Source organism: Epilithonimonas lactis (assembly GCF_900110605.1).
In the GTDB taxonomy this organism is placed as follows: domain Bacteria; phylum Bacteroidota; class Bacteroidia; order Flavobacteriales; family Weeksellaceae; genus Epilithonimonas; species Epilithonimonas lactis.
Genome location: NZ_FOFI01000003.1, coordinates 758,741 through 782,662, shown reverse-complemented (window position 1 = coordinate 782,662; position 23,922 = coordinate 758,741). Strand labels below are relative to the sequence as shown.

Annotated in this window: 23 protein-coding genes, 1 tRNA gene and 2 pseudogenes; 19 read left to right on the top strand and 7 right to left on the bottom strand. The window is 35.1% G+C overall.

Features of this window, described 5'->3' with window-relative positions; translation table 11 throughout:
* Positions 1–97: 97 nt before the first annotated feature.
* Entirely contained in the window at positions 98–1,270 is a 1,173-nt protein-coding gene (locus BMW39_RS13190) for a metallophosphoesterase (protein ID WP_034974110.1), read from the bottom strand.
* Between the two features lie 203 nt (positions 1,271–1,473).
* Between BMW39_RS13190 and BMW39_RS13185 the strand changes: the two genes are divergently transcribed.
* The 4 genes from BMW39_RS13185 to BMW39_RS13170 all read left to right on the top strand — a co-directional run bounded on the left by BMW39_RS13185 (position 1,474) and on the right by BMW39_RS13170 (position 6,112).
* Positions 1,474–2,280, top strand: coding sequence for a sensor histidine kinase (locus BMW39_RS13185; protein ID WP_245750484.1), 807 nt, complete (start codon positions 1,474–1,476; stop codon positions 2,278–2,280).
* On the top strand, positions 2,277–2,969 hold the full coding sequence (locus BMW39_RS13180) for a LytR/AlgR family response regulator transcription factor (protein ID WP_034972688.1): 693 nt from the start codon (positions 2,277–2,279) through the stop codon (positions 2,967–2,969). Before BMW39_RS13185 ends, BMW39_RS13180 begins: the two co-directional genes overlap by 4 nt.
* Positions 2,970–3,430: 461 nt before the next feature.
* Complete coding sequence (locus BMW39_RS13175) at positions 3,431–5,416, top strand: tetratricopeptide repeat protein (RefSeq protein ID WP_051879764.1); 1,986 nt, start codon at positions 3,431–3,433, stop codon at positions 5,414–5,416.
* A 318-nt stretch (positions 5,417–5,734) separates the two neighbouring features.
* Positions 5,735–6,112, top strand: coding sequence for a hypothetical protein (locus BMW39_RS13170; protein ID WP_123902433.1), 378 nt, complete (start codon positions 5,735–5,737; stop codon positions 6,110–6,112).
* 584 nt (positions 6,113–6,696) lie between these two features.
* Here BMW39_RS13170 and BMW39_RS19330 read toward each other — a convergent pair.
* The 3 genes and pseudogenes from BMW39_RS19330 to BMW39_RS13160 form a co-directional block, all read right to left on the bottom strand.
* Entirely contained in the window at positions 6,697–6,840 is a 144-nt protein-coding gene (locus tag BMW39_RS19330) for a hypothetical protein (protein ID WP_157450504.1), read from the bottom strand.
* Positions 6,841–6,926: 86 nt separating this feature from the next.
* Positions 6,927–7,448, bottom strand: coding sequence for a CBS domain-containing protein (locus tag BMW39_RS19760; protein ID WP_262483973.1), 522 nt, complete (start codon positions 7,446–7,448; stop codon positions 6,927–6,929).
* Positions 7,428–8,615 (bottom strand): annotated as a pseudogene (locus BMW39_RS13160) (chloride channel protein); the annotation flags it as partial. The gene BMW39_RS19760 and the pseudogene BMW39_RS13160, both read right to left, overlap by 21 nt.
* A 382-nt stretch (positions 8,616–8,997) precedes the next feature.
* Between BMW39_RS13160 and BMW39_RS13155 the strand changes: the two are divergent.
* Complete coding sequence (locus BMW39_RS13155; RefSeq protein ID WP_034980039.1) at positions 8,998–9,768, top strand: 4-hydroxy-tetrahydrodipicolinate reductase; 771 nt, start codon at positions 8,998–9,000, stop codon at positions 9,766–9,768.
* Positions 9,769–9,832: 64 nt separating this feature from the next.
* On the opposite strand, the gene BMW39_RS13150 is transcribed toward BMW39_RS13155, so the two are convergent.
* Both BMW39_RS13150 and nhaA read right to left on the bottom strand, forming a co-directional pair.
* Complete coding sequence (locus tag BMW39_RS13150; RefSeq protein WP_066436416.1) at positions 9,833–11,119, bottom strand: DUF389 domain-containing protein; 1,287 nt, start codon at positions 11,117–11,119, stop codon at positions 9,833–9,835.
* The gene (gene nhaA / locus BMW39_RS13145) at positions 11,112–12,455 is read right to left on the bottom strand and encodes a Na+/H+ antiporter NhaA (protein ID WP_034976063.1); all 1,344 of its coding nucleotides are present in this window, start codon (positions 12,453–12,455) and stop codon (positions 11,112–11,114) included. The genes BMW39_RS13150 and nhaA overlap by 8 nt, the downstream gene beginning before the upstream one ends.
* 237 nt (positions 12,456–12,692) lie before the next feature.
* Between nhaA and BMW39_RS13140 the strand changes: the two genes are divergently transcribed.
* From BMW39_RS13140 to BMW39_RS13085, 12 genes and pseudogenes are all read left to right on the top strand, one after another.
* Positions 12,693–14,429, top strand: a complete 1,737-nt coding sequence (locus BMW39_RS13140) for an APC family permease (protein ID WP_034976060.1) — start codon at positions 12,693–12,695, stop codon at positions 14,427–14,429.
* A 208-nt stretch (positions 14,430–14,637) separates the two neighbouring features.
* Entirely contained in the window at positions 14,638–15,309 is a 672-nt protein-coding gene (locus tag BMW39_RS13135; protein ID WP_074719343.1) for an RNA polymerase sigma factor, read from the top strand.
* Positions 15,294–15,668 (top strand): annotated as a pseudogene (locus BMW39_RS19520) (thioredoxin family protein); the annotation flags it as partial. The gene BMW39_RS13135 and the pseudogene BMW39_RS19520, both read left to right, overlap by 16 nt.
* A gap of 143 nt (positions 15,669–15,811) precedes the next feature.
* The gene (locus tag BMW39_RS13125; protein ID WP_074719342.1) at positions 15,812–16,255 is read left to right on the top strand and encodes a peroxiredoxin-like family protein; all 444 of its coding nucleotides are present in this window, start codon (positions 15,812–15,814) and stop codon (positions 16,253–16,255) included.
* A 10-nt stretch (positions 16,256–16,265) separates the two neighbouring features.
* Complete coding sequence (locus tag BMW39_RS13120; RefSeq protein WP_034976058.1) at positions 16,266–16,715, top strand: YHS domain-containing (seleno)protein; 450 nt, start codon at positions 16,266–16,268, stop codon at positions 16,713–16,715.
* Between the two features lie 19 nt (positions 16,716–16,734).
* On the top strand, positions 16,735–17,166 hold the full coding sequence (locus BMW39_RS13115; protein WP_083391923.1) for a DM13 domain-containing protein: 432 nt from the start codon (positions 16,735–16,737) through the stop codon (positions 17,164–17,166).
* A 10-nt stretch (positions 17,167–17,176) separates the two neighbouring features.
* Entirely contained in the window at positions 17,177–17,542 is a 366-nt protein-coding gene (locus BMW39_RS13110; RefSeq protein ID WP_034976052.1) for a DoxX family protein, read from the top strand.
* On the top strand, positions 17,539–18,048 hold the full coding sequence (locus tag BMW39_RS13105; protein WP_034976048.1) for a hypothetical protein: 510 nt from the start codon (positions 17,539–17,541) through the stop codon (positions 18,046–18,048). Before BMW39_RS13110 ends, BMW39_RS13105 begins: the two co-directional genes overlap by 4 nt.
* The gene (locus BMW39_RS13100; RefSeq protein WP_051879939.1) at positions 18,049–18,759 is read left to right on the top strand and encodes an NRDE family protein; all 711 of its coding nucleotides are present in this window, start codon (positions 18,049–18,051) and stop codon (positions 18,757–18,759) included.
* Positions 18,734–19,786 carry an ATP-grasp domain-containing protein gene (locus tag BMW39_RS13095; protein ID WP_034976046.1) on the top strand — a complete coding sequence of 351 codons (1,053 nt, stop codon included), beginning with the start codon at positions 18,734–18,736 and terminating at the stop codon, positions 19,784–19,786. The genes BMW39_RS13100 and BMW39_RS13095 overlap by 26 nt, the downstream gene beginning before the upstream one ends.
* Before the next feature lie 268 nt (positions 19,787–20,054).
* Positions 20,055–20,128: transfer RNA gene (locus tag BMW39_RS13090), tRNA-Asp, on the top strand.
* Between the two features lie 247 nt (positions 20,129–20,375).
* On the top strand, positions 20,376–21,611 hold the full coding sequence (locus tag BMW39_RS13085; protein WP_034741491.1) for a site-specific integrase: 1,236 nt from the start codon (positions 20,376–20,378) through the stop codon (positions 21,609–21,611).
* Positions 21,612–21,790: 179 nt separating this feature from the next.
* Here BMW39_RS13085 and BMW39_RS19755 read toward each other — a convergent pair whose 3' ends face one another.
* On the bottom strand, positions 21,791–22,171 hold the full coding sequence (locus BMW39_RS19755; protein ID WP_034741488.1) for a YidH family protein: 381 nt from the start codon (positions 22,169–22,171) through the stop codon (positions 21,791–21,793).
* Between the two features lie 176 nt (positions 22,172–22,347).
* Between BMW39_RS19755 and BMW39_RS13075 the strand changes: the two genes are divergently transcribed.
* Together BMW39_RS13075 and BMW39_RS13070 are read left to right on the top strand one after the other, a co-directional pair.
* Complete coding sequence (locus BMW39_RS13075) at positions 22,348–22,980, top strand: Crp/Fnr family transcriptional regulator (protein ID WP_034976043.1); 633 nt, start codon at positions 22,348–22,350, stop codon at positions 22,978–22,980.
* A gap of 73 nt (positions 22,981–23,053) precedes the next feature.
* The gene (locus BMW39_RS13070; RefSeq protein WP_034741481.1) at positions 23,054–23,848 is read left to right on the top strand and encodes a sulfite exporter TauE/SafE family protein; all 795 of its coding nucleotides are present in this window, start codon (positions 23,054–23,056) and stop codon (positions 23,846–23,848) included.
* Positions 23,849–23,922: the final 74 nt, after the last annotated feature.

Genomic DNA, 23,922 nt, shown 5'->3' with positions numbered 1-23,922 from the left:
TCTAAGATAAATCAATGCCAATAGTAAATACACCTGCAATGCAAACACATTTAGATTAAATAGTGTTTTTTGGTGATTCAATATAAAAATGTTCATTCTATATCTCTTTCTTTTCTCCATTATGCAAAACTCTGTAATATTTATTTCCTTCAATCAACAGACCTTCTGATTTTTGGTTGGGAAGACTTTTAGAGTAATCTTTTGGGTGTTTTACATCAATTCCTATTACTTTTTCTTTGTATTTTCTATTGACTTTTGATTGTAGTGTATGCCCAACAACGATTGATTTTGCACTGAATTTATTTAATCCTCGTTCTACTTCTTCCTGGGTCAAATTATCTTTAAAATAACCTCTGTACCAAGCAATTCCTTTGTGAGAAGAAATTAACAATTGCTCCAAGTTTTTCTGCGGATTCGGATAGTAAGGTTTATAATAATTGCTACGGATAATTTGATTGATATCGTCCAGATTTGTTTTATAACCTGCTAAATCTGGATGTATTCCGCCGTGGGCAAAGAGAATTCCGTTGATTTTTTCAATCGCGTTTTTGCTCGACATCCATTTTCCAAGATGGGAATTAATTCCATATAAATCGGTTTGTTTTTTCTTTAGGATAGAAGAAACGTGATAATATTTCGGTGAAGTATTTTCAAAATTTCCCTGCATATTTTTCAGTTCGTGGTTTCCCAAAATGTAATGAACATTTCCACCTTTTTCTTTTGCTTCTTGCTCCAATTTGTAAATAAACCAAAGAACTTGCGTAGTAGAAAAATCCCTGTCCACAAAATCTCCAAGCAAAACAAGATGTCCATTTCCAAATGTCCAATTTAGCTTATTGTCAACGACTTTATTGGTAATCAAAAAATCACGAAAAGTTTTAAAACCGCTTTCAATATCAGAAATAGCTAAAATTTTAGAGTTGTCATTATAGGTATTTTTCGGGATTTCGATTTTGTTGTTGATGGTAAATTCAAATCGTGTTGAATCTAATGGAAAATAGCAATAGGTTGAGATTTTTGAATCCAAAGGATAATCTTTTTGGTGTAAATAAAATCCATCATCTTGATTTCCTCTGACGTAATTTTCAGTTACAACGCTGTCATTTTTATCAAAAATATATGGGCCATCTTTATCCCAATTCATCATTTCAGGATTTTCTGCATACCGAAAACTGGCTCCGTGATACAACCCAAATGAGATTGCCAAAACACCAAGTATCAGAAAGGTAACTACAATATGTTTTAAATATCTAAAAATTCGTTTTTTCATTTTCTTTAATTTTAATTTCAGCAAACCTAAAAAAGCTGATTCCGTTTTCAAAACCTTTGTGACAAACGACTTCTGCAATTGGACAAACAGTATTTGCATCAACTCAAATTGCTTTTATCACTCATTTTCAAAGGTTCAAAACATTGTAAGGGTTGTTTGTCAACGTTATTGCGCTGGGCAATTTATAGTTGTAATATTGCAGTATGATGATTCTGAAAAAAAATAATAAATGGATTGTGATTGCGCTTTTATTAATGGCAATTGTTCCTGTAATAATCACGGTTTATGAAGTGATTTTTACGGGAGATAAATCCGTTATGTTTTTAGGAAATTACCATCCAAATGTCGTATTTCTTGTTGTTTTTTATTACTTGTTTCTATTTAGTTTGGGTGTTTTTTGGCTAGTTCGTCAGATTATTTTTATTTCCAAACTGAAAAACGAAAAAACCAAAGCCGAATTAATGCTTTTGAAAAGCCAGGTCAGTCCGCATTTCTTTTTCAATATGCTCAATAATTTGTACGGTATGATTGCAAAAGACCCCAAAAAAGCACAAGAATTGATACTGAAACTTTCAGATATGATGCGCTACAGCATTTATGAAGGCGAAAAAGAAACAGTTACAATACAGGAAGAAATTGATTTTTTGAAAAACTATATCGAACTCCACAAAATGCGTTACCACAAACAGATAAACGTTGATTTTAAATGTAAAATTGATGAAAATCGGAAAGTTGTTCCACTGCTATTTATCATTCTTTTAGAAAATGCGTTCAAACACGGCGTAGAAAATTTAAGAGAGGATGCGTATATAAAAATGAGTTTGACTACATCTCAAAAAGAAATATGTTTCACCATTGAAAATAATTATGATAAAGCCGAAAACCAATCAGGAATTGGCTTGAAAAACTTGAAAAGAAGATTAGAATTAATTTATCCCAATCAATACGAATTGACTTTTTCGGAAACAGAAAATGTATATCAAGCCCAACTAATTTTAAAACAATTATGATAAGCTATTTAATCATCGATGATGAACATATTGCCCACGACATCATTAAAGGATATTGCGATTTATTGCCGAATATGCAGTTGATGAAAAACTGTTATGATGCTTTGGAAGCCTTTGATTATCTGAGCAAAAACAAAGTAGATTTAATTTTTTTAGATTTGAACATGCCTGTTTTGAAAGGTTTTGAATTTCTGAAAATCTTGCAAAACCCACCCAAGGTAATCGTAACAACTGCTTATCAGGAATTCGCTCTGGAAGGATATGAATACAACATTTCGGATTACCTGCTAAAACCTTTTGGTTTTGAACGGTTTTTAAAAGCTGTAAATAAAGCGATTGGTTCTGTTAATCAAAAGGTTGTAACTAATGAAAAAAGTGAGGGTTCTAACCGAATTTTTGTCCAAAGCAATAAAAAACACATTCAACTGGAAACAGAAAATATTTTATACATAGAAGCAACGGGCAACTATACCAAAATAATAACCACGACTGAAACCATTACCATTCGTGAAAAATTTTCTACTTTTTTAGAACAATTGCCCAAAAACGATTTTGTGCAAGTTCATAAATCATTTGCCGTTGCTCCAAAGCAGATTAACAGTATAGAAGGAAACATTATATTTATTTCAAATTACCAAATTCCAATTGGGAAAATGTTTAAGATAAATATTTTAAAATTGTTAAGATAGTTTATCTGTTACATTCTTTATCTCGCCAATTTAAGTTCAACAAAACCCAATGAGGCAATAATAATTATTGGAATTGCTTGATAATATTTTGAACGTATTATATGGTATTTAAGCTATGTTTTGCTAAGCAAAAATCCTAAAATATCTTATCGTACTTTGGACTTTTCTCCTAATAACAATGCGTAATCAAGTTTGCAAAACTATTTTTTACTATATACTTAAACGTACCAGACCTATTTTTACACTGAAAAATTAATTTTACTTCTCTATGAACAATAAAATTAATTTTTTTGTTTTGTGGAAAAAAATATCTTTTGAGGAAATGCAATTATCCCACTTATCTTTTCGATCGGATGCAAAATAAAGTTGAGACACTATGATACCCTGTAGATAATTTTTATATGTTTACCGCAATATGTATTTTTATGCTCATCACTAATTGAGTCGAGAACTTTATTCCAATGAGCAAACCAAACAGACATAGAAACCACATTTTAGAAACAGAGTCCAACAAGTTTTATAATAATTATTTGCCGAATGAATGGTTTGCAGATAAACCAGACCACGACTATGGAATAGATTACATAACCCACATATCTGTAAATGGACAAGTGACAGGATTAAATTTTTCTGTACAATTAAAAAGCAAAGAGAAAGAATCTAACAAAGAACATGTTTCAATATCTATTAAACAGTCAACATTAGGATTGTTTAATACTAAACTTGAACCTGTCTTGCTGGTTGCATACGTGCAAGAGGACAAGGAAGCTTATTGGTATTGGTACAACGATTTAAATCTTGACCTAACTAAAGTACAAAAAATGGTTAGGATTAATATTCCAAGGGCTAATAAGTTAAGTCAGATTGATTGGAATGTTGTTACAAAATATGTTCAAGATATTTTTAGCATAAAAACATTAATTGACGGCGTAAGAGCATTAGAATATACAGAATTGTCGAATACAGAGGTTTTAGCTTGGCGAAATTATTATGCTGGTAAATATGAGGATGCTTCTTTCTATTTTAGAAGCCTTTTAAAGGAAGAACATAAAAATTATGTAGTAATACTTGAAGGTTTGGCACATAGTCAATATATGTCCTTTAATTACAAGGATGCATTACAAACGATTAATAAATGTATTGAAAATGCTGGTACAGAAAATCAATATTTAACAAAAGCTTGTATTTTGGCAGAAGATGGTGCTGCAACAGGAAGCAAAGGCAAGCTCATTGAAGCGAAAAATATTTTTTATAAGTATCTTTTAGAGGGAAATGATAATGAAGTTAGACATTACAATTTTGCTAATACTTTAAAAAGTTTGGGTAAACTGGAAGAAGCTGTTCAACAATATAAACTATGCTTAAAGATAAATCCAAACAATGCCCAAGCATGGAAAAATTTAGGCTCAATATACTATGACTTACATAATCATGAGGAAGAAATTGTTTGTTATGACAAAGCTTTAAAAATTAATCCCAAACTTCCACAGGCATTATTTAGCAAAGGTGTAACCCTCTCTCATATTTATAAAAAACATACCGAGGGATTATCCCTCATGTTAAAATCAAATGAACAGGAAGAAGAAATGATGAATGGATATCCGGTTGGATATTTTTGGATTGCATATACTTATGAGAAACTCGGTAAGATTGATGAATCATTATACTTTATTGATAAAGGTTTGAGCATTGATCCCGAGAATTTATTTATGCTTGATTTTAAAACTAATTTATTAGCTTCTAATTTTGAGAAAGATGATAATTTAAAGAATACTGCTATTGAATTTTTTGAATATCGACTTGAATTAGATAACCATTTCAAAAGCTTATACTATTTGATTAAAGCTAAAGAAATTCATGACGAAAAAACAATTCTTGTATTGCTTAAAAAGTATACTCCAATCGTCAAATTTGCTGATTCAAGTACACTTACAAAATGTGTGTTAAAATTACAAGACTTATTAAAATTTCTATTGCATTATGATAAATATTTAACCCTTCGACAAACTTATCCATTGAACAGGTATCTGAATCATCTTATGTCCCAAAATCACTCAATATCGTCAGAATTTTATGAGATAATGGATTTGATTTTTGCAAAAGGTTTTAGTGATGCTATTGAAGAATATTATAAAGTTGGAAATATGAATCTAATTGGCGAAGCGATATTGAACGCACTGTCTTTTTTGCCTAGTGCCATTTTTGAACTGATTCCCGATGAAGAATACACTCAAGATGAAGCAGTAGCAATAATGACGCATACTTATTTAGAATATCCTAATATAGCAGTTCGCGAATTTGGTATTCAAGTAGGATTAATTAGTGCGAATTTCGGATTTGAAAAAGTAGACCCTGCAGATATATTGTCTGATTCTTGGTATGAAGAGTTTAGAGAAAATACTTTAATCTACATAAACCGAAGGCTAAAGCTTTTAAAAGAGGAATAAGCGTTAATAACAAAAGAACAACTAATAAGTATATATTTTATGGGTAATATATATTAATTTTATTTCTATCGCTTTGGTCTAAAGTGATAAATCTAAAAAAAATAGGAAATTTTTATCTTTGATAGTCTGTGGTTTAGTGAAATATATAACTCGAAAATTATCTTTTTTTTGGAAAAACTAAAAAAAGGCATATATCCGCTCTCTCAAAAAAATGAAAACCTGACTCTTCATTTAGCCGAATTAATTGTTATTATCTCGCTTATGGGTACGGGTATCAAGATCGAACTTAAATTTTCTTTCAAGAGCTGATCATCACCATTGATACTGGTAGGTTTTACCATGTTATTATGTATTGGTGCAGCAACGGCAACGGGGTATTATTTTTTAGGTTTAGGTTTAGGTCTTGCGTCGGCAGTATTGCTGGGTACTGTTATTGCTCCAACCGATCCTGTTCTCGCATCGGATGTACAGGTGGGGCCTCCAAATGAGGGAATGAAATCAGAGACCAAATTTGCGCTCACATCAGAGCCTGGACTAAATGACGGAGTAGCTTTCCTTTTAATAGTAAGACCTGTCTTTGGATGGCTGGCATTGAATTCATCAAAAATGAAAAACAAAGAAAGGCTGGCGATCGGATTTTGGCATCCGTGGAATGGGTTCGATATTCTATCTTGCATTTGCTTTCAGCAAATATAATTTTGACCATCAGGATGAATTGTGGGCTGCTGTTTCTTTAACGATCCTCTTTTCAATTTTGATTCATGGCCTTACGGCGACGCGTGTCATGGAATATCTTAAAAGAGAAGCATAGGATCAGTAATACAGGGTTCTACAGAAAAGAGCCTCACATTTTAAGAAATACATTGTTCCTGACCACAGTAACGTATCCTTAGCGTATTGATGGCCTTGAATTCAATTACAATGATTTTGAATCTACATAATAAATTCTCTGTAATACTAAATGATATATTAGCGCACCTGAAAAGTAGCAGATAATATCCATAAAATCAGCTGTATATCTTGCTGATAGTAACGGACATATAATTTCAAATACAATGGTCAGATTAAGTGCTGCTCCCAGCAAAAACTTCAGATCCGGTCTCCAATCCGGATAATAGGTGAGCTTCATGATTTTCATTGTAGTATAGCTGAACATAGGGACACTGTATAGATCAGTAAGATGATCATTGAGAGGTACGATTATTCCATTCCTTCTCAGTAATGCGATAATTCCCCAAATGATAAGCCCTCCAATAAACCAATATGAAATATTTAAATTTTTAAACATGCATTGCGCCTAAGATGATGCTCAAGATAATTTGAATGACTTTTAAAAAAATATTGACATCAGGTTTCTGTCTGTCTTCAGCTGAATTATCTTTACTTTCGCTGTCTTCGTAATTAAATAATTGCTTTCCTTCCATTTTTTTTCTCAATCATAACAAAATTCATTCCTACTCCAATTGTCTACTAATAGGTACATAATTTAAGATCCTTTTGATAGTAATGTTTAATTGGAGTATCCTTTCAGCAACTGCCTGTAACTCATTAAAATCGATGATTTCGAAATAAACCCTAGGAAGATATTCTGCTGATCGACGACAGGCAAGCTCCACGTACCCGTATTGTCAAAGACCTGGAGAATCTCTCTCGGCTTATCTTCGGGATGGATGAAAGCTGCCGGGGCTCTCATTATTTTTGTTATCGTAAGCGGCAAATAATTTTCATCATTGAAAAAATAAGGTCTGATATCGTCTAAAGTTAAGATACCTCTCAACTTTTTATCATTATCGATAACTGCAAAAAAATTCTTGTTCCCGTTCTTAACTAAATCAGACAATTCTTCTATTGAAGCATTTTCATTAATTGTTTGGGAATATCTATCAATGAAATCTTCTGTATGGAGTGAGAAAAGAAGATTCTCGTCATGCTGATTCGTAAAAATCTTACCCTGGTCGGCCAAAGATTTTAGTTCTGGGGATATTGGTGAAAACCATTTTGCAATGAGATAGGAGATCACTGAAACGATCATCAAAGGTATAAAAAGGTCGTATCCAAAACTGGACTCAGCAATTAGAAAGATGGCAGTTAGCGGGGCGTAAAGGACACCACTCATCGCACCGGCCATTCCTACCAGAACTAAGTTTGATACAGGAACGTCCTTAAAGCCGATCTGCTGGCAGATTACGGCAAATCAAAATCCGACGGTTCCTCCTGCAAAAAGTGATGGTGCAAAATTACCTCCATTTCCACCGCTGAAAATGGTGAAAGATGTTGAAAAAGCTTTTAACAGACATACACAAACCAGAAATACAATGATCGTCTATTCTTTGATATCAAAGTATCTAAAGAGACTGTTTTCAATGATCGAGTTTGTACTGCCATTGGTAAAGGCCTTGACTGTGTCATACCCTTCGCCGAATAGTGGCGGAAAAAGCACGCAGAGTAACGATAGGATGGCACCGCCCAGCATTGCCTTCCGCAATCTGGACATTTTCAAACCTTTTATAAAATGCTCTACCTTTTGGGTAACCATTAAAAAATATCTTGCATACAGTCCTGTGACAATACCTAATATAAGATAGTAGGGAAGATTCCTGTAATCAAATGCTTCTCTGGTATGGAACCTAAAAAGGATATCTTCCTGAAGCAGAATTCTGGATAAGAGGCTACCACATACCGCAGCAACTACCAGCGGGATAAAATCCGTAAAGACCACGCCTGTCAGTAGGATTTCAAAGGCAAACATGACCCCTGCGATAGGAGCGTTGAAAGCCGAGGCAACACCAGCTGTGGCTCCGGCTGCCAAAAGTAGTGTTCGTTCCTTGTAATTCAGGCGGTAGGTCTGCGCGTAATTGGAACCAATGGCCGCACCAGTCACAGCGATAGGGCTTTCTAAACCGGCAGATCCTCCGAGGCCTACGGTTATTGCGCTTTGGACAATTTGTGAATAGGTCTTCACGGATGAGACGATACTCGAATTCTGAGCGATCTCATACAATATGGCACCTATCCCTTTTCTGTCCTGTCCTTTGAATATCGTCAATACGATGCTGGTTGTCAATACGATTCCCAAAAACGGAAAAATGATATAGAACAGGATCTGATATTCAAAATGAACCTTGTTCGTGATAAAGAAATGGATATTGTGTACTATTGTTTTCAGCAGGACACCAGCCAGACCTGCTGTACAGCCCACTAGAATTCCGGAGAGAAGTAAAAACTGGCTGCGGCTGAGCCTGTTGTTGAGCCAGTGGAGGATCAATTCATAGCTGCGGGCCTTTTCAAGTCCATATTTTTGGAAGTCCCTCTTGAACCTGAGAAAACTTATATATCTTTTTTTATTGTTGATATTCACTTACTATAATCGCTTTTATTTGCGCTAGGATCTTGATTAGAATGCGCAATTTTTAGGGTTATTGCAAATATACCAAAAGCTTATGGGATAGGCATCTCTATATCTGCGAAATCAATAAGATCTGTATCCTAAAAGTATGGTAGAAAACGATCTTTCATTTTTTTTGTATCTTACTACGGTCAATTATTCGAAATCATCAATTAAAAATATAAAAATTGTAATTATGAAAATAGGATTATTAGGATTTGGGAAGGCAGGTAAAGCGGTTGCAAATGTTATTCTTCAGCACAAGGATTTTTCATTGGAATGGGTTCTGAAGAAAACTGATATGCTGAATAAGCTTTCTGCAAAAGATATTCTTGGAATCTCAGCATCGGATGACGCATTGATCTATTCTCAAAGCAGCACGGACATTGAAACATTACTTGAGGATCATCCTGTAGACTTTGTTATTGATTTTTCCAACGAAGAAAGCATTCATCTTTATGGCAAGGTCGCAGCCCGTAAAAAGATCAAGATCATCTCAGCCATTTCGCATTACGGAGAAAATGAGATCAAAGTTCTGAAAGAACTTGCAACTGACACTGTGGTGTTTTGGTCGCCAAACATCACATTAGGCGTCAACTACCTGCTGTTTGCGGCATCGCTGTTAAAAAATATAGCGCCTGGTGTTGATATAGAGGTGGTCGAGGAACACTTCAAAGCCAAATCCGGCGTGTCGGGAACAGCAGTGAAAATTGCGGAAACTTTGGATATAGAGACAGAAAGCATCAACTCTGTCAGGGCTGGCGGTATCGTTGGAAAACACGAGGTCATATTTGGGTTTCCCTACCAGACCGTTCGTCTTGTCCACGAATCCATATCACGGGAAGCATTTGGAAGCGGTGCATTATTTGTCGCTGAGAACCTTAAAAGCAAACTGAAAGGATTATATAATTTTGAAGACATCCTGCGACCTTACTTTTTCGCTCAGACTCCAGATATGTTATCTTAAAATCTATCAATTGAAAAAATGCCATTCCAATTTTGGAATGGCATTTTTTGAAGGCTATTTTAATCTAGTTTTCAGTATTGTTTAAAAGTTTGACATTTTTCTCATTCAGCCTTTTTTCAAGCCAGCTTTTAAGCTGTAATTCATTCACTTTCTTTCCCGAATAAATCATCACGAATTGCAGCCTTACACTGTCCGTTTCAGGATATTGGGCAATTTTTCCGTAGGAAACGCCGGACATATCCGGATATAGGATTTGTATCTCTTTGCGTAATGTGGAGTCTGAAACTTTATAATTGTCGAGTTCTGACCGCAGGCTGGATAAAGCTATGTCCTTTTCTGACAGGTTTGTATTGTTTTTGTTGATCTCACTCAGTATCTCTGATTTCAGATCGGAATTGTTTTGCCTGATGTTGATCTTTGTGTTTGCAAGCCCGTTATCAGAAAGCATCTTGTTGTAAGACTTGATCTCTTCAGTAGTGAATTTTTTATTTAGGAATGCAACGTCGATGGTTTTGGGATTGGCGTTGTAGTTTATCTTTTTATAGATCAATGTATATCCATTCTTTTCAAATTCTTTTTGGAGGAAAAGTTCTGCGGTCTTCGTGAATTTCTTTTCATTGTACAGGTTGTAGGCTAAATACGAGCTGGGAACGATCATTACCAGTATTAACAGCGATATGCTGTATCTGATCCTTTTTTCATATTTGTTGTCGACAATAGAGGAAGGATAATGCAGATATTTCACGACAAGAAAAGTAGCAATGCATATAAAAAAGCAATTGATGCTGTAAAGATAGAATGCGCCGATGAAATAAGAAAAATTAAAAGTAGCAAGACCAAATCCGGCCGTACACAGGGGAGGCATCAATGCCGTTGCAATGGCAACACCGGGAATAGGATTTCCTTTTTCTACCCTTGTTATGGCTATGACACCTACCAGTCCTCCAAAAAAAGCGATCAGAACATCGTAGATGTTGGGTGCAGTCCTTGCCAAAAGTTCTGATTGTACATCTTTGAAGGGACTTATGTAAAAATAGAATCCTGAAACCAATAAACTTACTACCGTTGCAATAAGAAGGTTCTTAAAAGATTTCTTAAGCAGAGGAAAATTATAGGTTCCAAGCGCAAATCCTGCTCCGACAATAGGACCCATTAGCGGAGAAATAAGCATGGCCCCAATAATAACCGCAGTGGAATTGACGTTAAGGCCTATGGATGCGATAATGATCGCACAGGCTAGGATCCAGAGATTGGAACCTCTGAATGAAATATTGGACGTGACATTTTCCAGTACCTTATCCTTTTTCTCTTCACCATTGTGAAGATTAATAAAATTAAAGATATTATTCATCGGTTTGAGTTGGTTTAGAATCTTGGTTAAGAATGATATAGCCTATAATTCCTCCGATCAAGGAGGCTGCAAATATGCCGATCTTTGCCTGTGTCTGGTATTCTTCGTGGCTAAAGGCAAGGGAGGTTACAAACAGGGACATTGTAAATCCAATGGATGCCAGAAAACCAAGTCCGAGCAGATTACGGATATTCATCCCCTCAGGTAATTGAGCAATTTTTAGTTTAATAAAAACAGCAGTGAAGCCTACAACACCTAAGACCTTTCCGACCAACAATCCCAATGCCACACCCAATGCGATATTGGTGTCAAATAAACTGTTAAGGTCAATATTTAAAGATACACCGACATTGGCTATTGCAAAAATCGGTATGATAACGAAAGTTACAACGGGATGCATCGCGTGTTCCAGTATCTGAAGGGGAGGAGTGGCGGCATTTGTCGCCTCATTGATCTTTTCCAGAACATGCAGCTGGTCGTTGGTCAATGTAGGTGTATTTTCAGTAGGGTCTAAATTTTTAAACCTTTCCAGATAGCTGCTGATCTTGGCGATGAACAGATTTTCCTTGATCTTCACATCTGCCGGAATGGTAAAAGCAGCCAAGACAGCAGCGATCGTGGCGTGAACGCCTGAAATTACAAAGCATGTCCATACACCGCAGATGCCAAGGAATGCGAAAAAAAGGATCGATCTGACGCCAAGCTTATTCCCCAGGTACATCACTGCAAGAATGCCAAGTCCTATCAGCAAATACGTCATTTCAATGTTCGATGTATAGAAAAATGCGATTACCAGGACTGCTCCCAGATCATCCACAATTGCCAAGGCAGTTAAAAATACCTTGAGGGAAAGTGGGATCTTCTTTCCCAACAGAAAAAGCACGCCCAATGCAAAAGCAATATCCGTGGCCATAGGTATTCCCCAACCTTTGTGCATTTCCCCGGTCGTATTGAGTAGCAGGAAGATCAATGCCGGCATTACCATTCCCCCAACTGCCGCAACAATGGGCAGCATGGCCTTTCGCGGATTGGAAAGCTCACCACCGATGATCTCCCGCTTAAGCTCAAGCCCCACCACGAAAAAGAAAACCGACATCAATCCGTCGTTGATCCAGTGATGTACACTGAAATCGAAGAAGCTTTCTCCATTCCATTGAAATCCAAAGGTCTGCTCCAGAAAATGATGGTAGCCATCGGATAATGGTGAAGTGGCCAAAATCAAAGCAATGATCACACTGATCCCTAAAAGTAATCCTCCCGACTTTTCCTGTTGGATAAATCGCTGAACGGGCTGTGTGATCTTGTCGATCGGCTTTGTGAGGTAACTTTTGATCATAGTTTAATAAAATAGATAACTGCAAATTTATGAATACTAAAGGGAAAAATAGAGGAACATTGCGAAAGTTATTTTTAATATACTTAGATATTTAGCTCGGAAATTTGTAAAGAATTAAAAAGAATATGTCATATGTGGTCAATTGTAATTTTAAAGTTAATTATCAGAAAAGAATGAACGTTTTAAAATTAATTTGTTTAATATTATACGCTTGAAATCTCATTAATCTATAAAAAAATGTCAACAAAAAAGCTTAGTGAATGGTATGCCACTGCGATCTGCGGCAATGATATAACTTCATCTTGTCTGTATGTTTCGGCTCTGGCTATTGTAGCGGCAGGTCAGTATGCATGGGTCGCTCTTTTGATGGTGGCCGTGGTACTATTTCTATTCAGAAAGATCTATGGCGAGGTGGTCGGAGCATTGCCCCTCAATGGTGGTGCATATAACGTATTGTTAAATACTACAACGAAAAGTAATGCGTCTATTGCAGCCTGTCTTACCATATTATCTTACATGGCAACGGCAGTGATCTCCTCAAGCGAGGCGATGCACTACCTACATCATATTTTGCCATATTTCAATGTGAATATAGCAACATTCGTGCTTTTGCTCATATTTTTAGAGCTGACTATTTTAGGAATTTCTGAAAGTTCAGTGGTTGCCCTGGTCATTTTTGTTTTCCATCTTGCAACAATGGGACTGTTAATTGGTTCCTGCTTTTTCTTTGTCTGGCAGCACGGATTCTCAATATTGATCGACAATTTCCATCTTCCTGCCAGAAATGGAAGTATTTTAACCGCTATTTTCTTTGGATTTTCAGCTGCTATGCTTGGGATCTCAGGCTTTGAGAGCTCTTCAAATTTTGTGGAGGAGCAGGAGCGAGGTGTTTTTGCGAAAACATTAAGAAATATGTGGATCGCAGTATCAGTGCTAAACCCGATGATTGCATTTCTTGTGATATGCATCATTCCCATATCGGCAGTAGAATCACACCAAAATTCTTTCTTAAGTTATATTGGGACTTTGACTGGTGGAAAATGGCTCGCTACGATCATTTCGATCAATGCGGTCTCTGTTTTAAGTGGTGCGGTATTAACTTCATTTGTTGGGGTCAATGGTCTTATCAAAAGGATGACTTTGGATAGAATATTACCAAATTATTTTCTGAAGGAAAATAAAAGGGGCAGTACATACAGGATCCTGATCCTTTTCTTTCTGTTATGTCTTTCAGTGCTATTGGTGACCAGAGGACAATTGGCACCACTTGCCGCTGTTTATGCCCTGTCTTTCCTGACTGTCATGGCATCATTTGCGTTAGGAAATATCCTGCTTAAACTCAGAAGGTCTCGTCTGCCACGTCCGGAATACGCCAAACCCGGAGTTGTGCTGTTGGCTTTTGCAGCCATAATCATTGCTTTATATGGGAACATCATGACCAAGCCACAATATCTTGTCACCTTTCTGCAATATTTTATTCCTTCGGTACTGATCATTTTGGCTATGCTGCTGCGAAAGGATATTATGCATTTTATTGTTAATCTGCTGCAGTCGCTGTCGAAGAACTATAAAAAATACACGCTCACAAGACAAAGATCTTTGTACCGAAGCCTGAAAAAACTCTATGAGCAGGATTTTGTTTTCTTCTCAAAAGGTGATGATATAGCAACCCTTAATAAGGTGATGATGTACCTGCACGAAAATGAGGTGACAAACAATATGAAGATCGTTACGGTATTAAAAGAACAACAGCAACCGGATCCAAAATTCCTCGCTGATTTTGACACTTTGGACCGTGCCTATCCTGAGGTCGATATGGAGTATATTACCATTTTGGGCAACTTTACGCCTGAACTTGTGGAAGAGCTTAGTAACAAATGGGGAATCCCAAAGAACTTCATGTTTATCAGCAGTCCCGGGGAAAAATTCAGTTACAGAGTTGATGAACTTGGAGGAGTCAGGCTTATTCTTTAGATTTTAATTTTGATTGAAGAAGAATAAAAACATAGAATAGAAGATTTTATTAATTCTTATAAGCATTAAGTTGATTTAATCAATTCATTCCGTTAATAATTGCTATTAAGAATGCTTAGATAGGAATTAATTAAAGTCGTTAAAAAACATAATTAATACGTGTCGCCATTAAGAAAAATATTTTGTATTTTCAAACTTATCAATTGATATGAATAAGAGAACAACAAACGCCTTAGCAGTGGAAGATTTCCAGAAAGACAATAATGTTGCCTTTGGTGTTCTGTATCAAAAATATTTTGGCTATACACGGAAATTTGTTCTTGGAAACAAAGGAAATCTGGAAGATGCGGAAGATGTTTTTCAGGATGCTTTGATTATTTTGTATGAGAAATTGTACGATGATGATTTCAAAGCTTACACCTGTCTTGCCAATTACGTCACCGGAATTTCTAAAAACCTGTGGTTGAAAAAATTACGCAACCGAAACTTTTTTGTGGAAATTCACGAAAGCTATTATTTTGAAAACAAAGAAGAAATCAACCAAGCTATAGAAAACGAGAGAGATTATTGGGACAAACTCAATGATTATATTAATGAAATCTCATCGCACTGCCAAAACCTCATCCAGGATATTTTTATGAAGAATAAAAATATCGAAGAAATACAGGAAAAATACAAGTATTCCAGCAAGCACAATGCGCAAAACCAAAAGCATAAATGTGTAGAGCAAATCCGGAAAATAAAAAAAAATAAGATAATTTTTAAACTGATTATCAATACTTTAAATAGAATTGTTAAAAAAATCACCTTTTCACAGGGTGATTTTTTTTGTTTTTGGGAACTTCATAGTAAATACTTTATCTTATGTTCACAAAAATAATTTATACATTCTTTTTCTTAGTTGCCATTTCGTTTTCCGCACAAAGCAAAACCGGAATCGATTTTCAGGCTAAAAATTTAGATGAAGCCAAAAAACTGGCACAACAGGAAAATAAACTCATCTTCATCGATCTGTACACAACTTGGTGCGGTCCGTGCAAACTGATGAAAAAGAATACGTTTCCGAATCCTGAACTGGGAGAATTTTTCAATAAAAATTTCATCAGCCTTTATATTGATGCTGAAAAAGAAGGGACAGAACTTGCAAAAAAATTCAAAATTGTTAATTATCCTTCCTTTCTTTTCCTAGACCAAAACGGCGAATTGGTGCAGTACGAATATGGATATTACAACGCAACTCAATTTCTGAATGTAGGACAATCGGTTCTTAAAAAGAAATCCGCAAATAAAGAAACACCAACATTAGATGAGGTAAAGGGAAAAATGGTGGGCGAAACTATTTCCAATTTACAGCAAAAGATCAATTTAACAAAAACTTCTCCTTGTCGGCAGAAAAAAAGAAAACCGTGCTGGTTTTCATTCGTGGACAATGGTGTCCGTACTGTAACAAATACATCGAAAGTCTTCAAAATCTTGCTCCCGAATTACAATCTAAAAACGCAAGATTGGTAATCATTTCTCCCGAAAAGCCTGAATTTATAGAGAAAACCATCAGCAAAACCAAAACCTCATATTCCGTTTTGTATGATGAAAACTACAAAATTGCTGAACTTTTTGATGTGCTTTACACACCAGAAAAGAAAACGATTGATTTCTACGAAAAACATTTAGGAGATGATTTCAAGAAAAGCCGTTCCGATGAGTCTGGAAGATTACCAGTTTCTGCGACCTACATTTTAGATGAAAATCAAAAAATTATCTGGAGACATTTCAATCCTGATTATAAAGAAAGAGCTTCATTGGAAGATATTTTAAAACAACTTTAATTTAAAAATTATGAAAAATATATTTACACTCATTCTCGTTTTTCTGCTTCCTTTTTTTGTATTGGCTCAAAAAAATGAACACCGAAATTTAGAAAACAAACTGGCAATTCAGGGGTATGATCCTGTTTCTTACATCGAACAGAAAAAAGCGGTAAAAGGTAAAAAAGAATTCGCAGTTAATGTAAACGGAGCCATTTATTATACTTCTTCGGAAAAGAACAAAGAACTCCTCAAAAAAGATCCAGCCAAATACGAACCTGTTTACGGCGGTTGGTGCGCTTTTGCATTGGGAGATTATGGCGAAAAAGTGGAAATCAATCCTACGACTTTTAAAATAATTGACGGAAAAACGCATCTGTTCTACAATAAATTCTTCAACAATACGCTGACTTCGTGGAATAAGAACGAAGTCAAACTGAAAAAAAGCGCAGACCAAAACTGGAAGAAACTGACCAATTAATTATTACTAAAAAATTAAAATGATGAAAACAATGATCACCTTTATTTTCTCTTCTCTTCTCTTAGTTTCCTGCATCAGAGAAAACACCGCAACAGAAGATTTAATGGAAATGGCTCCCGAAAATGCTACTCTGAAATATTCCGGAAATTTTATTCAGGGACCTTACGGAAATAACGTCAACGGAAAAGCCGAAATCTATGAAAAAAACGGAATTTATACTTTGGTTTTTAATGATGGTTTCACGGTTAGCAACGGTCCGGATTTATACGTTTGTGTAAGCAAAGAACAGGAACCGTCGCAGTTTATTTCTTTGGGCTTGCTAAAATCTGTGAACGGCGGACAAACCTACACTTTTACGGGTTCCGTAAACTTCGATGAGTACAAATACGCAGTCGTTCATTGTCAACAATACAATCATCTGTTTTCTTACGCCTTATTAGAAAAAAAATAATTATAAAACGATGAAAAACTATATCAATTGGGCATTAAGATTAATTCCCGCCGTTATTTTACTGCAAACATTGTATTTTAAGTTTACGGCACATCCTGATTCTGTTGCTATTTTTTCTAAACTTCACGCAGAACCATTTGGAAGAATTTTTTCAGGTATTCTGGAACTCATCACTGCAGTTTTGATTCTGAACCCGAAAACCACTTTTTGGGGAGCTGTTCTGGGATTTGTAACGATGATTGGAGCAATTGCCTCACACATTTTCATTCTAGGAATTGACACCAATGACGATGGCGGAAAATTATTTTATCTTGCGCTTACCGTTCTTGTTTTTTGTGTAATTCTTCTGTTTAAATTTAAAAAAGCTAAAGTATGAATAAAGACGAATCGGTTTATGTCATCTTACACGAGATTCTTACCGAGCAACAAGAGCTTTTGCAAAAAGTTTCAACAGAAATATACACTCATCAAATTCCATCTTTAGACAATTCTACGATTGGTGGACACACGAGACACATTATTGAGTTTCTGGAAATTTTACGGAACTCTTATCATACGAATCAGATTAATTATGACGAAAGACAAAGAAATCTGGAATTAGAAAAAAATCCTGAAAAAGCGATGGAAGTGATTTTCGAAATACTTTCCAACATCGATTTGCCGAACAAAAATTTAATTTTAAAGCAAACCGTAGGAACTGTTTCTTTAGAAATTCCGACTAATTTCTATCGGGAATTATTGTACAATATTGAGCATTGCATTCATCATCAAGCATTGATAAAAGTAGCTTTTAATGAAATGAAAATGAGTCATTTACTCAACAAAAATTTCGGAATTGCCCCTTCAACGATTCAATACAGAGAAACTCAAAATTTAAACTAAATGTGTACTGTAACGTATTTTCCGCTTAAAAATAAAATTGTTCTGACTTCCAACCGGGACGAAAAACCCAATCGTTCTGCACAAGAAATCCATAGTGAAAAAGGTGTTTTTTATCCGAAAGATGCCACCAAAAACGGAACTTGGTTTGCGGTTTCCGAAAGCGGAAATGCCCTAATTTTATTAAACGGTGCTTTTGAAAATCATCCGGAAAAAACGAATTACCAGAAAAGCCGAGGACTGATTGTTTTGGATTTGATAGAGGAAGAGAACATTTTCAAGTCAATGGAATTAATTGATTTGGAAAACATTGAACCTTTTACACTGGTCATTTTTCAGGAAAACCAACTGGCAGAATTTCGTTGGGATGGAAGTGGAAAATATTTTAAAATGTTAGATATAAATTGTCCACATATTTGGTCTTCCGCAACATTGTATGATAAATCGGCAAGAGAAAAAAGGGAACAAATTTTTCAGAAATTTCTGCAAAACGAGAAGATTTCCGATGAAGATATTTTAGATTTCCACCATCAGAAAACCGATGATCTGGAAAACGGAATTACTATCAAAAGGCAAAATACGATACAAACCATCAGTACGACACAGCTCGTTATTTCCGATGAAATGACACTGAAACATTACGACCGACTGAACCCAGATTCAAAACCCGAAAAAATTTCCCTTAAAAATGAAACTCAAACATCGCCTTCATAAAATTGCACATTGGGAATACTGGTCTACTTTTTCCATTTACCTGCCGCTTTTTCCGGTTTGGCTGTACTGTGCATATAAAGCAAGAACACTGTTGTTCTTCCACGGTGCGAATCCTTCTATAAAATATGGCGGAATGGCGATGGAAAGCAAAAAAGAAATCTACGATTTGATTCCCAAAAACTGGATTCCGAAAACCATTTTTGCTTCCTCAGAAATCCCATTTCAGAAGATTTTATCTGAATTAAAATCACAAGTCATTAACTTTCCTGTTATTGTAAAACCAAACATCGGATTGAAAGGTTTAGGAGTTGTTCAGCTCGAAGATTTAAATGAATTGGAAGATTATCAGAACAACAGCGATTGCGATTTTCTGATTCAGGAAAAAATAAATTATCAGAATGAAGTCGGCATTTTTTACCACAGATTTCCAGACCAAAAATCAGGAAAAATCACAGGAATGGTGAAAAAAGAATTTCTATCCGTAAAAGGAAATGGTGAAAAAACCTTGAGAGAACTGGTGCTGGAAAATCCGAGAAGTGCCTTCCAAATCAAAGCCATAGAACAAAAAATGGTAAATGGGATGCAGGAAATAATTCCTGAAAATGAGGAAATTATTCTCATTCCGTTTGGAAGTCATACGAGGGGTGCAAAGTTTATTGATGTTTCAAGTGAAGTTACTGGAAAATTAGAGCAAAAAATAGATGAAATTTGTACAAAAGTGAATGGTTTTTATTTCGGAAGGCTTGATGTTATGCATGAAAATTTGGAACTATTACAAGAAGGTACAAGCTTTAAAATCATAGAAATAAACGGTGCTAAAAGCGAACCAACACATATGTACGACCCAAAACACTCCTTATTTTTTGCTTGGAAAGAAATCACCAAACACTGGAAAATAATGGCAGAAATCAGTAGAAAAAACCACGAAACGGGTTTTCCTTATCTGGATCTTAAGGAAGGATTTTTAGCTTTGAAAAATAATCTAGCTGTAGAAAAAAAGCTCAGGAAGATTTCTTTGGTTGATTGACTCGTATGCTTTTTAAATTTTAGTATCTGAAAATCTATTGTTTATAATATGTTGCGAAAGAAAAGATCAAATTTATTTGCAAAAAATAAATAAATCTATATCTTTGCAACAGTAAAAACGACGATCTCTAGATTGTTTAAAAAAGTGACCTATTCGGTGACCTCTTAGACAAGAGAACAATATAAAGCTTATGGATAGGGCTTTTTTGAAAAAATAACAAGTCCCGTCCGGATCGCATAAAGTTTTATCAATTACTTTTCAAAAAATTGATCCGGTAGTTCAGCTGGTTAGAATGCCGCCCTGTCACGGCGGAGGTCGCGGGTTCGAGTCCCGTCCGGATCGCAACTACAATATCAAAGTAGTACAAAAAGCTTTAAAACGTATGTTTTAAAGCTTTTTTTGTTTTATGTCTGTTCAAAGAGAACTAAAAAAGCATAATCTGAAAGTGACCTATTCAGTGACCTGTTGAAATAGGTTAAAAAGGTCACTGGAAATTCAGACAAACCCTTTTCAGCAGCTGGTTCAGCAACTGAACATCTTGTGTTAAGTTTTTACTAAGGTTAATTTTAAATCTCAAAAGCTAAACGATATGAACAAGACATTCAATTTACTTTTCTATGTGAAGAAATCGAAAATCAATTCTGTAGGAGAGTCTCCTATTTATTTGCGGATTACCATCGACGGCAAAATAACCGAAATAAGCACAAAGCGTACAGTAAAGCCTACGAAATGGAATTCTGCAATGCAGAAGGTTAGTGGCTCTTCGGAAGAATGCAGATCCCTTAATTATTATTTGAAAACATTTGAGCAAAAAGTTTACGATACCTATCACGAATTAATCAGAGATAAGGAAGCCGTAACTTCTGAGGCTATTAAGAATAAGTTAGTAGGTAGAGGTAGAATAACCCGAACACTCATTCCCGTTTTTCAGGATCATAATGATCGAATGGAGAAACTTATAGACAAAGAATTTGCCCAAGGAACGTTAACCCGTTATAAGACCTGTCTGAAACATACCAAAGATTTTTTGAAATGGAAATATAGTATTACCGACATTGAAATAAAAAAGATCGATTATGCTTTTCTAAACGATTTTGAATTTTTTTTAAGGACTGAAAGATCCTGTAATAATAATTCTGCAGTAAAATATATCAAGAATTTTGGTAAGATTATACGTATCTGTCTTGCAAATGGATGGATGGAAAGAGATCCTTTTATGAACTATCATTCTAAGTTTAATGAAGTGACAAGAATGTTCCTTAATGAAAAGGAGATAGAAGTACTTTTTGCCAAAGATTTTAAAAATGAGAGATTGTCTTTGGTAAGAGATATTTTTCTGTTCAGCTGTTTCACCGGACTAGCGTACATTGATACTCAAAAACTAACATATCAAAATATCAATTTGGGACTTGATGGCTCTCAATGGATTTATACAAAACGTCAGAAAACTAAAACTACTTCTAATATTCCCTTACTTTCTCAAACAGAGAAAATTATTGAAAAATACAAAAATCATCCAGTATGTCTTAATAATGGAAAGTTGCTGCCTATTCTGAGTAATCAAAAGATGAATGCATATCTTAAGGAGATTGCCGACCTGTGCGGAATTAACAAAGAATTGACCTATCATATTGCACGACATACCTTTGCAACAACGATAACTTTATCTAATGGGGTTTCCATTGAAAGTGTTAGTAAAATGCTAGGTCACAAGAGCATTAAGACAACACAGCATTATGCGAAAATACTTGATAAAAAAGTCAGTGAGGATATGATGGAATTGAAGCAAAAATTTACTAATAAGGAAATTGTTGTAATTTTTTAGGTAACTCATTTTTGCTGAAGGATTCTTGATAATTGTAATAATAAAGATTATCTACTGAACTCTGGAAAAAACCTTAATTTCAAGGAAATCGGACTGCGTTTTCCCATCATCTATGTGAAACACTCTTTCGATTTTTATTGATTTATAATAGCTAATTAATTGAAATCTGTGAGTATCATTTATATGTTATTTAATAAGTAATGTATTAAAAAAATGCTCAGCAAAAATAAAACAGTGGTGACTATGAGCAAGAAAATGTTGTTCTCGTAAAATGTATTATTATTAATACGTTTTTTGTTATTGTAGTAATTAATATATGAAAATAATAAAACTATAGCTCCAACAATGACAATTACAATCCCTACAAGACTGGAATGTCCATTTTGAGCGTGCACTGTGTTTTTAGCTTCTGCAACTAAAGGTATCTGCTTAAGAAATAGGGAAAATTTAACTAGTATGAATCCGAAACCCATCAATGCTATCGATGTTCGCATCCACGCAAGAAATGTTCTTTCATTTGCCAAATGTTCACTGGTATGATTTGGTTTATCTTTATTCATATCTTATTCAAAATTTATCTTATGCCTACAATAGCTAACAATACCAAATTTACAAATTAAGTTTGAAATAGATTTTTTATCTATTAGTAATTTGCAACAAAATAAAATGTTCTAGGTTACATATTGACGGTTTATATTCAGAAGAAATATATTATATTAGAAGAAATATTTTTGCAATGGAACATACTGAATTTTCTTCCGATGTCATTTCTTCACAGGAATTACTTGATAAGCTTTACCAAAATGGTAATATAAAAACCTACCGGGAAGGTGAAATCATTTTAGATGAAAATGCTTCGATCCGATCTATACCACTTGTAATGAAGGGATTGTTGAAAGTAATACGAACGGAAGAAGATGGAAGAGAAATATTATTATACTATATTAAAGCAGGTGAAAGCTGCATTATGTCTTTTCTTGGTGGAATGCATAATGAAAAGAGTATTGTAAAGGCAGAAGTTGAAGAAGATTCCGAGATACTTTTCTTACCTGTAGAAAAGGTTTCGCTCTTTATCAAAGAATATCCGGAATGGCTGGACTATATTTTCAGACTATATCACAAACGCTTTGAAGAATTACTGGATATTATTAATGCTATAGCTTTTAAAAAGGTAGATGAGCGACTACTAAATCTTCTTACTAAAAAAGCAGAAATAGCAAATTCAAATACTATAGTCGTTACTCACGAGCAGCTTGCGAATGAACTTGGAACAGTAAGAGTTGTTGTTTCCCGACTTCTAAAGCAATTGGAAGATTCTGGAAAAGTGAAATTGGGAAGAAACAAAATTATTTTTTCAGATCTGAACTAAAATTTTCTTATGTAACAAAAGTAGCGGTGCAGTAAAATAGAAATATCCATTTTTGTCATATAAAATTAAAGAGATGGAAATTTTCGGATACATTGCCGCAATATTTATTGGTATTTCCTTAGGGCTGATAGGAGGAGGGGGAAGTATTCTTACTGTGCCTGTCTTAGTATATCTCTTTGGTATAGATGCCTTCGTAGCCACAGAATATTCACTTTTCATAGTTGGAATCAGCAGTGTGGTAGGTTCATTTTCCTACTTTAAGAAAGGGCTGGTTAATATAAAAACAGCTTTGGTTTTTGGTGTCCCGTCAATAATATCTATTTTTTTGACCAGAAATTTTATTTTGCCTCTGATTCCTGATGAAGTTCTTACAATCAGTACTTTAGTGGTTACCAAAGATATCTTATTACTTCTGATTTTTGCATTATTAATGATTCTCGCATCGTACAAAATGATTCAAAGTAGAGTAGCGCCGCAGATAGAATCGATTCATTTTAATAAAAATAACAATCTTTTGGCAGCAGGGCAAGGGTCGGTTGTCGGGGTGCTTACTGGTTTGGTCGGTGCGGGTGGTGGCTTTATGATTATTCCTGCACTCGTCAATTTGCTCAAGACACCAATGAAGGTAGCCATCGGTACCTCGCTTGTCATCATTTCCCTGAATTCCCTTATCGGATTTTTCACTTCAATGCACAACGTCCCGATCAACTGGAAACTACTTGCAACGGTCTCATCCATTTCCATAGTGGGGATTATTATAGGAGCACAATTGTCAAAAAAAATAGACGGTAGAAAACTCAAACCTGCTTTCGGCTGGTTCATCTTAATAATGGGAATTTACATTATTGTAAGAGAGCTTTTAATGTAGCTTTTGAGCATCTTTTGCAGCGTGAGTTTGTCGGAAAATTATTGCATCCAGGTTCGCTGATTCTCAATAAAAGA